Raw genomic sequence first — 15,603 nt, 5'->3', positions numbered from 1 at the left:
TTTCTTTTGGAGTTATTTATCTGACTTACCTTGACTTAGCCTGACTTACACTGATTTAACTCCACATTTTGATAAAAACTTTGGCTAAACTGGCTTATAAGTAATTGTGGGAGTGGTCAATGTCTATACCAGAAGACTTTCTTAAGCAACTGGAGCAATACAGTGAATTGTCGCACAGGGAGAAAGAAGTCTTTCTGGAAATATTCGGTCGTAGTAAGAATCGAGTCCACGTAGCTCAAGAATTAAACATTTCTGAAACTAACCTAAACACTTGCCTTACAGGTATTTACAAAAAATTTTGTATCACTGGTAATGGCCCTGTTAAAGAAAGCCGCTTACGGGAGTATTTGAGCAAAAGATATTTACAGCAACAATCTTCTGGTCATTTAACTACAGATGACATAGATGATTCTATTGATACCTTAGTGCAAAAAATCCGCAAACAAGTCAAACCCTACATCAAAGAAAAGTGCGGAACCATGCGGGTATTAGATATGCCTAAGCCAATTGAGTTAACAGGAAAACAAGGTATTTACACAAATGTAAATATTCTGGAGGCAATAACAGGACGAAGACGACTAAAAGTTGCGGAACTAATGCAAAGCTGTGACCATGATAACTTTGATCGACTTGGACTTAGCGGAGTAAAACAGAAACGAGTCTCAGGATTAGAGGTTGTACAGCGTTATAGTAAGCTGATGGTTTTAGGCAAACCAGGAGCAGGAAAAACCACTTTTTTAAAATATCTAGCAATGCAGTGTATTGAAGGGAGATTTCAAGCAAACAGAGTTCCCTTGTTTATCACATTAAAAGATTTTGCAGAAGCACCTAAAAAACCAGATATTTTGAAATTTATTGTTCAACTATTATCAAGCTGTGGGGTACTTCATACTAGTGCGGCAGTAGAGAAACTGTTGAAACAGGGTAAAGCATTGGTATTGCTGGATGGGTTAGATGAAGTACGAGAGGAAGACACCAAGCGTGTTTTACGGCAAATTCGGGAATTTTCTGACCTGTTTCATACTAATCAATTTGTAATTACCTGTCGTATTGCTGCCAAAGAATACACCTATCAAAGTTTCACAGAGGTAGAAATGGCAGATTTTGACGAAAAACAAATAGCCATTTTTGCTCAAAACTGGTTCCAGTTAACTGATCCAGTGAAAGGTAAAAGATTTATTCAGAAACTGAAGGAAAACAAACCAATTAAAGAACTAGCAAGTAGTCCTTTATTGCTAACATTACTGTGTTTGGTGTTTGGAGATAGTGGAGATTTCCCAGCAAATCGTTCTGAGCTTTATCAAGAAGGATTAGATGTATTGCTGAAAAAATGGGATGCCAAACGCAACATTGAGAGAGAGCAGGTCTATAAAAACCTGTCTTTGCAGCGTAAGGAAGATTTGCTGAGTCAAATAGGCTTAACCACCTTTGAGCAGAAAGACTATTTCTTTAAGCAAAAAACGGCTGAAGTATACATTGCTGATTTTATTCGTAACTTACGTGATGCTGATACAGATCCAGAAGTATTGAAACTCGATAGTGAAGCCGTTTTAAAGTCTATTGAAGCACAGCATGGACTACTAGTAGAACGAGCAAAGGGCATCTATTCCTTTTCTCACCTAACCTTTCACGAGTATTTTGCCGCAAGAGAAATAGTTGCTAACTCTGCCTGGGAAACTTTGTTAGAGCATATCACAGAGAAACGCTGGCGCGAAGTTTTTTTGCTCACAGCAGGGATGATGCGGAAGGCGGATGATTTTACCCTATTGATGAAGCATAAAATTGATGGACTAATTAGCACAGATGAACAGTTACAACATTTAATGAGGTGGGTAGCTAAAAAAGGTTCTTTAGCTACAGTGCCATATCCGCCAGCAGAAGTTAGAGGTGTCTATTTACATTTGATAAATCATCTTATTCAAGAGAAGTATTCAGACTTTGAAAGTCTTCCTCGTGTTTTGGCTTTCGATCTAGCTCTTACTGGGACTTTAGACAACGATTTTTATAAAGCTTGCGCTCCTACTGGAATTAGCGGGATAGGTACTCCAGGCTTAAGTTTTGAAGTTGCTATCTTTTTTGAAAGAAAAAAAATTCGTGTAACTAGAAAAAGCCTACATACTCTCTATCCTAATCACTTTGATTTAAATCTTGATTTTAGTCTAGAACGTAATCTAAACCCTGATTTACAGATTTTGCTTAACAACCTCAAAAGCCAACTTCCACCTCAGAAAAGCGAGAATAAAGCGTTTCAGCACTGGTGGATAGCTGATGGGGAAGTTTGGAATGAACAGCTTAGAGTCATCATGATTAAGCATTGCAATATTGGGCATGAATGGCAGTTAAACGAAGCACAAAAGACGCTATTAGAAAGGTATTTATATGCCAATAGATTGCTAATGGACTGCATAAATAGTGATTGTTATGTCAGCCGGGAAGTTAGGCAAGAAATTGAAAATACTTTGTTGTTACCAAATAAAAATTAAACATTTAGTAGAAGTTGGTAAGGCAGATAAATAATACAAAACATAGTTAACCTCTACCTGTGAAAAAAGATATTTGCGATCGCACTTTTACTTTTTCAGTTCGCATAAGTAGGTAGGTGCCAAAAAAGTCAGCTATGTTAAGATATGTAAAGACTGATAATGCATCTACAAGGTAGTTGGTGTATGGGTGCGCGTTTAAGGGTATTTCTGACTCCTGAGCAAGACCAAACTTTACTAAATCTGAGAAAACAGGATGTACCACAGAAAGTCAAAGACAGGGCGGAAATAATCAGGCTAAATGCACATGGTTGGTATGTAGAGAAGATAGCAGATCACTTTGATTGTCACAAAAAAACAGTCACAAAAGTTTTGCATCAATGGCAAAAACTGGGCACAGAAGGGCTTTGGGAATCTCCTGGGCGAGAGGGGAAACCAAAGTGGCTTGAGGATGACATGATATTTTTAGAAGAATGCCTCAGAAACGAGCCACGCACATACAATAGTTCTCAGTTAGCTTTGAAGTTGAAAACAGAACGCAACGTTGAGATGAGTGCCGACAGATTAAGACGGGTACTCAAAAAAAGGGGGTCGATTGGAAACGGACAAGGAAAAGCCATAAAGGAAAACAAGACCCAGTAGCACGAGCAAACAAGCAAGCAGACCTAGACATGTTGGAATTAGCTGCTGCCACTGGTGAAATAGACCTGAAATACCTAGACGAGTCAGGGTTCTGTATGTGGAGCGAACCTAGTTATACATATTACTTTAGAGGTGAGCAAAAACGGTTAGAACAGACTAAACGCCGTGGTCGCAGATTAAGTATTATCGGGCTTCTCCAACCTTTAATCAGTTTTGTTTACGGTTTAGTTATCGGTGGTGTTGACCGTAAATCTTATATAGAAATGATGGAGAAAGAAGCCAAACAAGCCCAAGAAACTGGACGTATCAGCGTGATTGTGCAAGATAACGGGCCAATACATCGCTGCCAAGAAGTTCAACAATTGTGGAAAAAATGGGAAAGTCAGGGTTTGTACATCTTTTTTCTCCCGAAATATTGCTCAGAAATGAATCCAATTGAATTGGAATGGCAACATCTCAAGAAAGATGAGTTATCCGGGCAAGCATTTGATGATGAGCTAGATCTCGCTTACGCCGTCATCAATGGTGTTCAAGCTAGAGGAAAAAAAACAATCACAACACACATCGTGTAAAATTTAGCTCTAGATTATCAACTTAAGATTTTGTTACATAGTAGAAAATTTCGGTGCCTACCTACTTAGTAAAATTGTGCCAGTTTTTAGATGACAAACCAGGAGTAGCACGAACCCTTTCTCAACAGTTGTTAAGGTCAGGAACATCGATTGGAGCTAATGTTGAAGAAGCACAAGCTGCTCAAAGCAAAGCAGATTTTCTCAGCAAGCTCATGATTGCACTAAAAGAATCCCGTGAAACTCGGTATTGGTTAAGATTGCTTATTGCATCCGAGATAGTACCTCAAGAAAAAATTAGTCAACTCCAAACCGAAGCCAAAGAACTAACAAAAATTCTTGGTGCTATCATTGTCTCCACCAAAGGCTCTACCTAACCCCACCCTCCTAAAATTTTTAATTTTTAATTTTTAACTCCTGAACGGAGAGGGGGAGATTCGAACTCCCGGAGGTTTTAGCCTCATCCGATTTCAAGTCGGACGCAATCGACCACTCTGCCACCTCTCCAATAAACTGTCAAGCTATTGTGTAGCCTACATTCGTCGGTTAGCACTAAAGCTGACAGATAATACTATACCCTATCATCTACACAGGTTGCACTACTGAAGGCGATCGCTCATACAAAATTTCCTCTGACGCCACCTGAAAATCATTGCCAACCCAAACTAGGGAGACTTGCTCAACTGCACCCCCCTCTAGGGAGACAATGGAAAAATTCCGCAGTTTATGGTCGTCATTTTCCACAATCCTTGGTACAGTTGCCGCATTCAAGTAAATTATTCCCTCTGGACTTCTAAAAACTGGCTTTCGTAGCACCTGCTTAGTGTGCCGCAGAGTTCGGTGCATATGACCAAATGTCACCAGAGGAATCGTTTTACCCGCAGTCAGAGCCTGAGAAATCGCCTCACCCAAATCTGGATCGCCAAAGTCACCGCCGATAGGATGCCAGTCTTTGCCGCAGGGATCTTCTGGGCGATCGCCTAAGCCACTAGGCCCATTGTGACCCAGAAAAATAACCGTCTTATAAGCAGCACTTTTGACTGCTTTAACGATTAAGTCGGCAGACTCTTCCAAACTTGTGACACCATAACGTTCGTGACAGATTTCTGCAAATCTCCACTCCGGGCCACCCCAAGTAAAGGGACGACCCCCCACTACAGTTAATTCCCAAGCCGGAAAATCCAACTTACCGTAACCTACATGAGCTGGGCCTAATAAATCGAGCTGTTCCTGTACCCAGTCTTCCTTAGAGCGGTCGTAGGGACATTTCTTACGCCCCCATTCCGTGGCAGAGTACCATGCATCGTGGTTTCCCATCACCGCTGCCTTGGGAATCTCTAGGGATGCGATCGCTCTTACCACTTCCACCGACTCATTGCCAAAATCCCCGACAAACAGCACTAAGTCAACACCCAAATGCTTGAGTGCAATGCCATCTTCCACTTCCCATTGGTCGTGAACATCTCCAATTACAGCAATTTTGAGGGTTCTTGATTGAGTTTTCTGACTGGTCATGCCACTTTCCTTGCCGTCTATCTCCAGCATAGAAAACTCCGCCGGATTTGGACACAACCTCAGAAAATCAATCCTCTACTATTTTTGGTAAAAACTACTATAATTAATCCACAGGACAAAAACTTGCAACATAAAGTCACCTCTAACCGTGTTTACCACTGCACTAGCTCAACGAGATAAAACCCAACTGGGTGAACTACCACTAGATTTGTTTGCTGCTATTGAAAGTTTGAAAAAAGAACTTAATGCAGTTATCCTGGCGCATTATTATCAAGAGCCAGATATTCAGGATATTGCAGACTTTATTGGAGATTCATTACAACTAGCCAGAACAGCAGAAAAGACCAATGCAGATGTAATTGTCTTTGCTGGTGTTCATTTCATGGCAGAAACAGCAAAGATACTTAATCCCGATAAATTAGTACTTTTACCAGATTTGGATGCTGGTTGTTCTTTAGCTGATAGTTGTCCAGGAGAGGCCTTTGCAGCTTTTAAAGCCGCGCATCCAGATCATTTGGTGGTTTCTTACATCAATTGCTCTGCCGAAATTAAGGCGATGAGCGATATCATCTGCACTAGTTCCAACGCTGTCAAGATTGTGCAGCAGATACCTAAAGAACAGCCGATTATTTTTGCTCCAGATCGGAATTTGGGACGCTATGTCATGGAACAGACTGGGCGAGATTTGGTACTCTGGCAAGGTAGCTGTGTTGTGCATGAAACCTTTTCGGAAAAGAAAATTGTGCAGTTAAAAATTGCCCACCCCGAAGCAGAGGCGATCGCACACCCAGAATGCGAAAGTAGTGTGTTGCGCCACGCTAGCTTTATTGGCTCTACGGCAGCTTTACTCAAATATTGCCAAAACAGCCCTGCTGAAGAATTCATTGTTGCTACAGAGCCTGGTATTATTCACCAAATGCAAAAACTTGCTCCTAATAAGCACTTTATTCCTGCGCCGCCTCTGAATAATTGTAATTGCAACGAATGTCCGTTTATGCGGTTAAACACTCTAGAAAAACTATATTTGGCGATGAAAAACCGTACACCCGAAATCACCATGTCAGAGGATATCCGCATCGCTGCACTGCGACCAATCCAACGGATGCTAGAGATGAGTATTTAGTTAAGTTTGTCTAATTTGTAGAGATGCAATTAATGGCTCTGTCAAAGCCTTCGGCTAACGCGTCTCTACAGTAAAAATCTTGATTTATTAAAAAACAGATACTTATCTATATAATTAGACATCTAATATAGAACGCAATTGGAAGGGTATTTGTGCTTATTTAAAATTAGCTTTTATCAGCTTGAATGGTACTTACCCGTCCTCACATTGCTCACCTTTCTTATAAAGTAAATTAGCTAACAAAAAACTAAGATTTACTGTTATCTGCTTCCTTCTGCGCCGCTTCACTATATTTTTTATATAGCTTAGTGCGGAGTTGAGATTCTTGATAGCGGCTATGGTTTGGTGGCACTGCACTCATTAAATCTGATGCCTGTTGCCACCTAAGAGCTAGCTCTAACCACTGAGTTGAAGTTGTTGCTGTTTTCCCAGATACAGAAGCTTTGTTGGCAATTCGTACAGCTGTTGTAAATGGGTCTTCAGGTGTTTCAGAAGTCCTATTATTAGCATTACGCGGTAGTGCTTTTACTTTACTATTATTAGTATTAGCTGTAGTTAAAGATTTTGGATTTTCTGATTGTATTAAGTTTTTCATTTTATTGCCTAATCGGGCGTAAATAAGCCAGCCAGACAACAGCAATAAGCATAAACTAGATGCGGTTACTAACCTTGTTTGGTATTTGTTTTTATATTTATTTTTTTTAATAATTACTGAAGTGCGAGAAGAGCGGGTCTTAGGTAAATTTGGCTTTGCTAGTTCGGTTTGGACTTCTGTAAAATCTGCAATTAGTTGCTTTAAAATATTGGGTTGAACTAATGTAATTTCCTTTGACCAAAGCAATTGATTTTCGCGATCGCGATAAATTTCTTTCAACCAGAGTAGTTGCTGTTCCTTAACAATTCGGCTGTTGATATTGACTCGACGAATGTTACGCGGTGCGATGGACTCAAGAATTTGTTGAATTTGTTCTACTAAAGGAGATTGCTCAAGTTGGTCTATTCTAGCTGCTTCACACAGAAGTTGTAAGACACCATCAGCAAAAATGGCTCTAGTTCTGACACCAGAGTTGGCTAGTCTTTCATTCAATAGTTGAATAATTGCAGCCACGCTACCCTGGTGAGCTTGCCAAGCGATATCGTTGATCCGATCTACCATTTGAGATTTAATAATAGCTCTGCCGCCCTGACTTATTGACTGACTCATTAATTTAGATACTCTTTTCTACTTACCTTTACTTTGTTTTCGATTTTACGAGCAAAAAGATGAGGTTGCCAAATAAAATCATAAAAAAAGCCCCCTAGTTGCTTCAGTAAGGAGGTTATATCACTATAAGTGATTACAGCGCCATGCTAGTGGGGAATTTATCTGTGTAACATAATATATTACGATTTTTAACAATGGCTTATGATCAAGCTAAGGTATGCGAAATCGCAGATGGGATCTTTAAATTTTCTCCTACTAACATGGCATAAGTTCCGATAGGAGAATGCTATAAGCGATCGCCACTATTTTCTGCATACTCTGCTGGAGTTTATACAACTGAGCAGCAAATACTATGCTGCTCAGCCCTCGGTGGGGACAGAGTAAATTTTTGGTAATAAAGCACTAAATTACTTCAGCGCGTTATTCCAAGCTTGAGAAATTGATAGTAGAGTGCAATCGCTACTCGCGCCTCTTAGCTGAAATGGAATATTCGGGCAGTTATGACAGAGAACCAATGGCATCGTTTAGCTGAGATGCTTAGGTCATTCTTTATGATGATGAAACCGAATTCCTAAAAAAATGTCGTAAACAAACTCAAAAAAGTCTTTTTTTTGTAGTAGCCCTGAAGTTTGGTAACAGCCTTTTTCATCTAAAAGCGGCTTCATCAAATAGTATGCAGGTTGATAGTTATACCAGGGAATAGAAGGCCATAGATGATGAACTAAGTGATAATTCTGACCCATAATCAGAATATTAAGAATTGGGTGGGGATAGACGCGAGCATTTTTCCAGCGATCGCGTTCTACAAAAGGACGATGGGGTAAATAGTCAAAAAACAATCCCAATGCTATGCCCACAATAAACGCTGGTATGAACCAAAAATTGAGAATATAGCCCAAAAAGTGGTACTGCACTGAGATGTAAAAAATTGATCCGACAATTAAGCGACTAATGAACCATTCCAGTAGCTCATATTTGCGCCACAGTCGCCGTTGAAAGAAAAACACTTCATGGTATAAAAACCTGACTGCAATCAGCCACAGTGGCCCACCCGTAGAGACATAATGATCTGGATCGTCTTTAGGATGGTTAACATTGCCATGATGTTGTAAATGTACCCGCGTAAACACTGGAAAGGCAAAAGCTAGCATTAAGGCACTGCCATGACCTAACATCGCATTGATCACTCGGTTACGATGAGCAGATTGGTGACAGGCATCGTGAATTACTGTACCAGCACAATGCAAAGCAATAGTATTAACACTAAAGCACACCCAGTGTGGCCATTGCCAAAGCCAATAACCAAAGTTAGACAACACCAGTGTTCCTGCTGCTGCGAAAAACAGTAGCAGAGTTGGATTCAAATCACCGGGAGGTGCTAAAAATTCCTTGGGCGGGATTGTCAGTGGCTTTTGTGCCTCCGACGTGAGCATTCTTGACTCCTTTTCTATCAAATATTACGAATATACGATAAATATGAGGAAATAATAAACTTTTGCAAACTTTTATATAGCAAGATTTATCTACAGCTTTGCATAATCAGTAGATGAATAACGCTATGATTCCAGACGAGACCTAAGTCTTTGCTGATTAGTGGAGTGTGACAAGTGCGAAAAATTTGATGGGAAAAAATCACCAGTGGAGAGCATAAAAGCAATAGCGTTGTACGATATCTAGTCTATCTCACTGCTTGGTTGCCCCGACAAACCCTCTCTAACTGCTTAAATTTATTGATATATCTGTGACTGAAAAGGAGATACCACTTAAAGTTACGATGACTTGCTAGATAGCTCCCTAATTTCAGCCCCTCTGCAATTATTGATATGCAATTAAGAGATTCTCTACGCCGGACAAAAATTGTCGCTACTATTGGCCCCGCCACCAGCAGCCCAGAAATGCTTAAGGCGATCATTGAAGCGGGAGCTACAACACTGCGGTTAAATTTCTCCCACGGAACTCATGCTGACCATCAGCGTAATATTCGCTTAATTCGGCAAACCGCCTTTGAACTCAATCAGCCAGTGGCTATTCTTCAAGATTTACAAGGGCCAAAAATTCGCCTGGGAAAGTTTGAAAACGGGTCTATAGTCTTGGCAAAAGGCGATCGCTTCACCTTAACCAATCGCCCCGTAATCGGTTCGCACGAAATTAGCTGTGTTACCTACGATTATTTAGCAGAAGAAGTTCCAGTTGGTGCAAAAATCCTCCTTGATGATGGACGAGTAGAAATGCTGGTGGAGGAAATTAACCGCGACAAAGGTGATTTGCATTGTCGTGTGACTGTGGCTGGTAAACTCTCTAACAACAAAGGAGTCAACTTTCCCGGAGTTTACTTGTCGATTAAGGCCATGACCGACAAAGACCGCGAGGATTTAGTGTTTGGTCTTGATCAAGGTGTAGATTGGATAGCACTTTCCTTTGTCCGCAATCCGCAGGATCTCATAGAAATTAAAGAGCTAATTTCTAGCGCAGGCAAGCAAGTGCCAGTAATTGCCAAAATTGAAAAGCACGAAGCCATTGAACAAATGGATGCAGTTCTGGCTTTGTGTGATGGGGTAATGGTTGCCAGGGGCGATTTGGGTGTAGAGTTGCCAGCTGAGGATGTCCCCGTGCTGCAAAAGCGCTTGATTGCCACAGCAAACCGCTTAGGGATTCCGATCATTACTGCTACCCAAATGTTAGACAGTATGGTGAGCAATCCCCGTCCTACTCGCGCCGAAGTGTCGGATGTAGCAAATGCCATTCTAGACGGCACAGATGCAGTGATGCTCTCTAACGAAACAGCTGTCGGCAACTACCCAGTAGAAGCTGTAGCGACAATGGCACGAATTGCCGAACGGATGGAGCAAGAAGAAGCGCAAAACACAAACTTGCGTTCTTTGAAAGATACTAGGCGTTCCATTCCTAATGCAATTAGTCAAGCTGTAAGTCAAATTGCAGAGCAGCTAGGAGCAGCAGCAATCATGACATTAACACAAACTGGGGCAACAGCTCGCAATGTCTCCAAATTCCGACCAAAAACCCCAATTTTGGCAGTTACACCCCATGTAAATGTAGCACGACAGTTACAGATGGTGTGGGGAGTCAAACCGCTGTTGGTACTGGGACTACCTTCTACAGGTCAAACTTTTCAAGCTGCTATCAACGTTGCTCAGGAGAATCAGTTACTTACTGAAGGCGATTTAGTGGTGATGACGGCTGGCACACTTCAAGGGATATCTGGCTCAACAGATTTAATTAAAGTTGAGGTGGTAACAGCAGTGTTAGGTCATGGAATTGGTTTAGGACAAGGCTCAGTCAGCGGTCGCGCACGAGTGGCTCAAACCAGTATGGATGTTAGTAACTTTAATCCTGGAGATATTTTGGTTGCCTCCCGTACCAGTGCCGATTTTGTTGAGGCGATTCGCAAAGCTGCTGGGATTATCACAGAAGATGAAAGTCTTACAAGTCATGCAGCTGTTATTGGCTTGCGCCTCGGTGTGCCAGTGATTGTTGGTGTAAAACAAGCGACACAAGTAATTCGGGATGGAGCGATTCTAACGCTGGATCTCCAACGTGGTTTAGTTTACTCTGGGGCAGTAGGAACGCCGTAGGGAGTGGGGAGCCGGGAGTCGGGGAACAAGGGGGATAAGGGGGACAAATATCATTCTTGACTTCTGCCTCTTGCCCCATCCCCCATGCCCTATGCCCCATCTCCTTAATTAAACAGTTGTAAGTGTTGCTCCAAGCCATCCAGTAAAGTTTTGCTGCTGCTTGGAGTCAGCACGCTCAAGAGGTTTTACTTGATAGCGAGTCGGACGTGGTGACGCTAGGGTAACGGAATAAGTACGTAGTTCATCTTGGTGAAAAACTGTGACTTGCACGGTATTATTTGGTTGATAATCTTTAAGGCGATCGCTTAAACTATTCGCTGCTACTTTTATGCCATTAATTGCTAACAACTCATCGCCTGGGTCAATTCCGCCTGCTTGTGCAGGTGAACCAGTCTCAACAAATTTAATTATCTCTCGCCCATTCTCAACATTTGTTTTCACACCCAAGTAAGGTTCTTCCTCTTGCTCTGCTACCAACTGTAAACCAAATGCTTCTAAGTACTCATTGAAGGGCAAATCCTCAGTACCATCGATGTAGCGTTGAAAGAAATCGTTTAAATCTCTGCCTGCCACAGATTCTATGACTTCCTGTAACTGTTTTGGGGTAAAGCCAATTTCAGCTTGTCCAAATTGCTGCCACATTTTCTGCATCACATCATCAAGAGAGCGCTGATTGTCATGAGCAGAGCGAATCAGTAAATCCAGCAGCAACGACACCATTTCCCCTTTCAAATAGTAGGAGATTTGGGAATTACCACTATTAGCATCTGGACGATAGAGTTTAATCCAAGCATCAAAACTCGACTCGGAAACAGGTTGTACCTTTCGCCCTGGAGTCGTTTCATATCTGGTAATTTCCTTACCCAAATTATTTAAATACGCTTTAGCATCATAAATTCCTGCTCGCAAAGGAATTAGCAAATCGTAATAACTAGTAGTCCCTTCACAAAACCATAAGGATGGCGTGTAATTTTCCTGGTCGTAATCAAAAACCTCTAGCGCTTTGGGACGAATCCGCTTGACATTCCACAAGTGGAAGAATTCGTGTGCTACTAACTGTATGAAGCGATCGTACTTATCCTGAGCGCGGAACCCAAAACGCTGGTAAATTAAAGAACAGGAGTTTTTATGCTCTAAGCCGCCGAAAGCTTGGCTAAATAAATGTAGCAGAAATACGTATCTTTCGTAGGGCAAGCCGCCAAATATTTCTGCTTCCACCTGGATAATTTTCTGGATATCAGCAATCATCCGCTCGGCGTGAAAATTTCCATCTCCCCAAATTGCTAATTCATGTGGTTTTCCCAATACCTCAAAATCGTACAACTTGTGACGACCAATCTCAAATGGACTATCGACAAGGGTATCAAAATCGCCAGCTAAAAAAGTATTTGCATCGTTATCAGCTGGCTCTAAAGGAGTAGTTATCTGCCATTCTGGATGTGGTGGTGCGATCGTTACACGGATTGGTTGTTTCTCCCAACCCGGTATTCTAAAAAATATTGCTGCACCGTTGAAATAACCGTGAGTAGCATCTAAATGATTTGTTCGTACCGATAGCTCGTTAGCAAAAATACGGTAACGCACAGTTAATTCTGAAACACCAGTTTTCTCTACCTGCCAGTGGTTTTTACTGATTTTCTGCCAGGCTAAAGGCTTATTTTCCGCAAAAGCCGCAAAATCTTGTAAGTTCTTGGCATATTCCCGTACTAAGTAAGAACCAGGTGTCCACACTGGTAGTTTTAAATCGAGAATTGGCGAGGAGTAATTTAAAAGGCGTAAAGTTACCTCAAACAGATGCGTTTCTGGTTGCGGCATTGCCACCAGATAATAAATTATCGGCCCGGTTTCTGGAACGTGGGTGTTGGGATGAAGTGCTGTTGCTTCAGTCATCTTGAGTGCTGAGTCCTGGTTGTGTTAGCGGTAGCGGGGCGTTTAGCCCGTGCTGAGTTAATGGTTAAAAACTGCGGTCTAAGTAGATTGACATCATAAAATATAAATCTGTTACTGCGAGTGGAACGAAGTAAAATGACAATATTTATTTCTGCCAATCTGAGATGAAAAACTTGCTTACGGGCAGTTAGCTCAAGTCTCTTAACCTGCACTCGTCTTTGTATTTTAGTGGTTCAAGATTTTTACCACTAAGCCACAAAGGGTTGTCATCTGTTTTGGTTTACGCAGTTCATGATAACTACTTATTAAGTTAGCGCTCAGGACTCATAACTGATTAGACTTTACCGGCTAAATTAATCAACTGTTTAAAGTTGATGAGATAGATAATATTGTTGGCGTTATCAATTTTGATCCACCCTTTTTCATCTAGCTTTTCCATGATTTTGGTGGTTTCTTCAACACCGATTTCTGTCACCTCTGCTAAATCTTTAAAAGGAATATTAAAAATTTCCTTTCCTAAGTTTGATTCCTGGCCGTAACTTTCGCTTAAAGTCACTAGCGTATGAGCAAGCTTGACGGCTGGGGGTGAAGAGCGCATTTGCAGACGCAGGTTAATTTGCCGCAATCGCCGCACCATCAGTTGCAGCATCCGGTGATGTAATTGTGGATCTTTAAACAATATTTGAATGAAACGTTCTCTGGAGATGCTAAGCAACTTCACAGAAGAAAGGGCAATGACATCGGTTGAGCGTGGAGATTCATCCAAAATCGCCATTTCTCCAAAAAAATCGCCCCGACCAAATATTGCTAGAGCTACTGAATCGTCCGCGACGGTACGGCGGACTTTTACCCAGCCAGAAACTACGAAATAAAGGGCGTTACCCCAAGCATCTTCCATGACAACGGCTCTTCCTGCCGGGTATTCATGTTCGATAGCAACGTTGAGTAGCCATTCCAGCGTCTGTGGGTTGGCTGTACTCATTAAGGGGAAAAGTTCACTAAAAACCTCAGTCTGCATGAAATATCTGCAAGAAATGGATTCAAGAGCGGAAATTTAACTTTGCTACTATAAATTTGTTTAAACCGTAATCTTGTTGAGAGTACGATCACAAAATTTGTACTTATTTAACCTGAACTTCTAAGGTTAATTGGTCTAGAAGTTCCTTTACAACATAACAACTATGTATGGGATCGAAATCAGCGGTTTCACTGACAGAGTTAGAATTTGCTATTTGTTGGTGAATCGCTACTTAATGAGAGTATTTTTATTTGTTGGTCTAAATTGTCCACGAGTTGATTAAGGGTTACTAAAGCTTCTAATTGCTGAGTATCGACAGTGGGATTTAGAAGCAGCCGTTCTTGCAGTTCATGCAACTTGAAGCTTAGTTGCTGAGCAATACCCAAAGCATCACGACTAAGACGCGTCAACTGTTGTTGTTGATAAAATTTTAATGCTGCTCCCCGTAGCACTTGTAGTGTAGCTTCTTCGCCGTAAATTCCCGGCATGACTCGTAAGCGTATTAACAAACGGTTTTCTTGATATACACATTCTTTCTCAACCTGTTTTGGTTCTGCTATTGTCGTAACAGGTAAGTCAACAAACCGTTTTAATTCATTAAGTACTCCTTGGAAAACAGAAAGCGGCAGTTTTTCTAATACTGACTGCAAGACTCCGTTGTCACTCCACAGAATTCTGCCTTCGTAAGGTTGTCTTTCTAAATACAGCCGACCAATTCCCCCAGCTAAAACTCGCCCTAGTAATTCTTCTAGTAATTTCTTAGGTTGTAGCCTTTGTAGCTCATCAATAGGTATAAATAAGTCTGGAACTTGCGCTGGCAATGTAGGTAAATTGTCAGTTGGTACTGCCTCAGAAGGATTCCCATGTTGACGGCTATTTTCAATAGTTAAGAAACTAGCAGGTTGAGATAAATTATCTGGGTTTGGGGTGGGAGGCAAATCTACTCGCTGCCAAGAATGTTGAGGACTTGGAGATTGAGGCAGTGTCAATGTTGATCGCTGAGATGATTCAGAGTCGGTATCAGCAGAGAGAATAAGTTTTTCTGCAACGGGAACTGGGCTATTTTTTGAGGCCAAGTTCGCTGCTGGCAGATGCTCTGGTTTAGCATCTGGCTGGGATGTATTTTTGTGGTTGAGGTAGGCTGATAATATTCGGCGATGAGTGTCAGATGCGATCGCCTCAGTTTGCATTTTGCAATTGATATAAGACAAGATGCGACCAACGTAATCTAGCGCTTCGCTATCTTGTGGATGAACTATACCCAGCAAAAGGTTGTTGTCTTTTAATTCAAAGGGCAAAATTTGGTGGTAAAGACAAGCCTCAAATGACAATAGACTATCAATCAGGTGAAATATTTGCTCGCGTTCGTCTCCTTGTTCCCACTTAGATTGAATGGCTGTTAACACTTGCTTGCCAATTCCTGCGGTATCAGTTGGTTTGCCCTGTGAAGACAACATAGGTTTGATTGCCTGGTGTTTATTCTTATACTTATATTATTTTGCCTTGAATTTAATCGCCAGTTAATAAAGATACTTTGTTTCCTAATTAAAAATTCAATTATTTCTATCC

General features: G+C 41.4%; 11 protein-coding genes and 1 tRNA gene. 5 read left to right on the top strand and 7 right to left on the bottom strand.

The features are described 5' to 3' along the window. Positions 1 to 119: 119 nt before the first annotated feature. From WKK05_RS32460 to WKK05_RS32450, 3 genes are all read left to right on the top strand, one after another. The gene (locus WKK05_RS32460) at positions 120 to 2,483 is read left to right on the top strand and encodes an NACHT domain-containing NTPase (protein ID WP_341527099.1); all 2,364 of its coding nucleotides are present in this window, start codon (positions 120 to 122) and stop codon (positions 2,481 to 2,483) included. Between the two features lie 183 nt (positions 2,484 to 2,666). Further along, a protein-coding gene (locus WKK05_RS32455; protein ID WP_341527098.1) for an IS630 family transposase occupies positions 2,667 to 3,694 on the top strand; the annotation gives its coding sequence in 2 pieces (ribosomal slippage) (positions 2,667 to 3,059 and positions 3,062 to 3,694; 1,026 coding nt in all). 53 nt (positions 3,695 to 3,747) lie between these two features. Next, the gene (locus WKK05_RS32450; RefSeq protein WP_341527097.1) at positions 3,748 to 4,068 is read left to right on the top strand and encodes a four helix bundle protein; all 321 of its coding nucleotides are present in this window, start codon (positions 3,748 to 3,750) and stop codon (positions 4,066 to 4,068) included. Positions 4,069 to 4,113: 45 nt separating this feature from the next. Here the strand turns inward: WKK05_RS32450 and WKK05_RS32445 are convergent. Both WKK05_RS32445 and WKK05_RS32440 read right to left on the bottom strand, forming a co-directional pair. Beyond that, positions 4,114 to 4,198: transfer RNA gene (locus WKK05_RS32445), tRNA-Ser, on the bottom strand. A 78-nt stretch (positions 4,199 to 4,276) separates the two neighbouring features. Beyond that, the gene (locus WKK05_RS32440) at positions 4,277 to 5,206 is read right to left on the bottom strand and encodes a TIGR04168 family protein (protein WP_341531251.1); all 930 of its coding nucleotides are present in this window, start codon (positions 5,204 to 5,206) and stop codon (positions 4,277 to 4,279) included. Positions 5,207 to 5,354: 148 nt separating this feature from the next. Here WKK05_RS32440 and nadA point away from each other — a divergent pair, with 148 nt between their 5' ends. After that, positions 5,355 to 6,329: a quinolinate synthase NadA gene (gene nadA / locus WKK05_RS32435; protein WP_341527096.1), complete on the top strand. Its 975-nt coding sequence runs from the start codon at positions 5,355 to 5,357 to the stop codon at positions 6,327 to 6,329. A 247-nt stretch (positions 6,330 to 6,576) separates the two neighbouring features. Here the strand turns inward: nadA and WKK05_RS32430 are convergent, their stop codons facing one another. Next, entirely contained in the window at positions 6,577 to 7,485 is a 909-nt protein-coding gene (locus tag WKK05_RS32430; protein ID WP_341531250.1) for a hypothetical protein, read from the bottom strand. Positions 7,486 to 8,075: 590 nt separating this feature from the next. Then, positions 8,076 to 8,966 (bottom strand): beta-carotene hydroxylase, encoded by an 891-nt coding sequence (gene crtR, locus WKK05_RS32425; protein WP_341527095.1) that lies wholly within the window; start codon positions 8,964 to 8,966, stop codon positions 8,076 to 8,078. Between the two features lie 390 nt (positions 8,967 to 9,356). On the opposite strand from crtR, the gene pyk reads away from it, so the two are divergent. Then, positions 9,357 to 11,126, top strand: a complete 1,770-nt coding sequence (gene pyk / locus WKK05_RS32420; protein ID WP_341527094.1) for a pyruvate kinase — start codon at positions 9,357 to 9,359, stop codon at positions 11,124 to 11,126. 108 nt (positions 11,127 to 11,234) lie between these two features. Here pyk and WKK05_RS32415 read toward each other — a convergent pair whose 3' ends face one another. The 3 genes from WKK05_RS32415 to WKK05_RS32405 all read right to left on the bottom strand — a co-directional run bounded on the left by WKK05_RS32415 (position 11,235) and on the right by WKK05_RS32405 (position 15,491). Beyond that, a complete protein-coding gene (locus WKK05_RS32415; RefSeq protein WP_341527093.1) occupies positions 11,235 to 13,016 on the bottom strand; it encodes a M61 family metallopeptidase in 1,782 nt (593 codons plus the stop codon). A 334-nt stretch (positions 13,017 to 13,350) separates the two neighbouring features. After that, positions 13,351 to 14,034 (bottom strand): Crp/Fnr family transcriptional regulator, encoded by a 684-nt coding sequence (locus WKK05_RS32410; RefSeq protein WP_341527092.1) that lies wholly within the window; start codon positions 14,032 to 14,034, stop codon positions 13,351 to 13,353. A 200-nt stretch (positions 14,035 to 14,234) separates the two neighbouring features. Further along, on the bottom strand, positions 14,235 to 15,491 hold the full coding sequence (locus WKK05_RS32405) for a pilus assembly protein PilB (RefSeq protein ID WP_341527091.1): 1,257 nt from the start codon (positions 15,489 to 15,491) through the stop codon (positions 14,235 to 14,237). Between the last annotated feature and the right edge of the window lie 112 nt (positions 15,492 to 15,603).

The sequence above is a fragment of the Nostoc sp. UHCC 0302 genome (genome assembly GCF_038096175.1).
GTDB lineage: Bacteria > Cyanobacteriota > Cyanobacteriia > Cyanobacteriales > Nostocaceae > UHCC-0302.
The sequence above is the reverse complement of the archived record's forward strand: the minus strand, read 5'-3'. Positions and strand labels throughout refer to the sequence as shown.

What these genes read in the sequence shown, in the direction of transcription:
- crtR (WP_341527095.1), bottom strand. Translation starts at nt 8,966, where the DNA reads ATGCTCACGTCGGAGGCACAAAAGCCACTGACAATCCCGCCCAAGGAA.
- WKK05_RS32415 (WP_341527093.1), bottom strand. Translation starts at nt 13,016, where the DNA reads ATGACTGAAGCAACAGCACTTCATCCCAACACCCACGTTCCAGAAACC.
- WKK05_RS32440 (WP_341531251.1), bottom strand. Translation starts at nt 5,206, where the DNA reads ATGACCAGTCAGAAAACTCAATCAAGAACCCTCAAAATTGCTGTAATT.
- WKK05_RS32410 (WP_341527092.1), bottom strand. Translation starts at nt 14,034, where the DNA reads ATGCAGACTGAGGTTTTTAGTGAACTTTTCCCCTTAATGAGTACAGCC.
- WKK05_RS32405 (WP_341527091.1), bottom strand. Translation starts at nt 15,491, where the DNA reads ATGTTGTCTTCACAGGGCAAACCAACTGATACCGCAGGAATTGGCAAG.
- WKK05_RS32460 (WP_341527099.1), top strand. Translation starts at nt 120, where the DNA reads ATGTCTATACCAGAAGACTTTCTTAAGCAACTGGAGCAATACAGTGAA.
- pyk (WP_341527094.1), top strand. Translation starts at nt 9,357, where the DNA reads ATGCAATTAAGAGATTCTCTACGCCGGACAAAAATTGTCGCTACTATT.
- WKK05_RS32430 (WP_341531250.1), bottom strand. Translation starts at nt 7,485, where the DNA reads ATGGTAGATCGGATCAACGATATCGCTTGGCAAGCTCACCAGGGTAGC.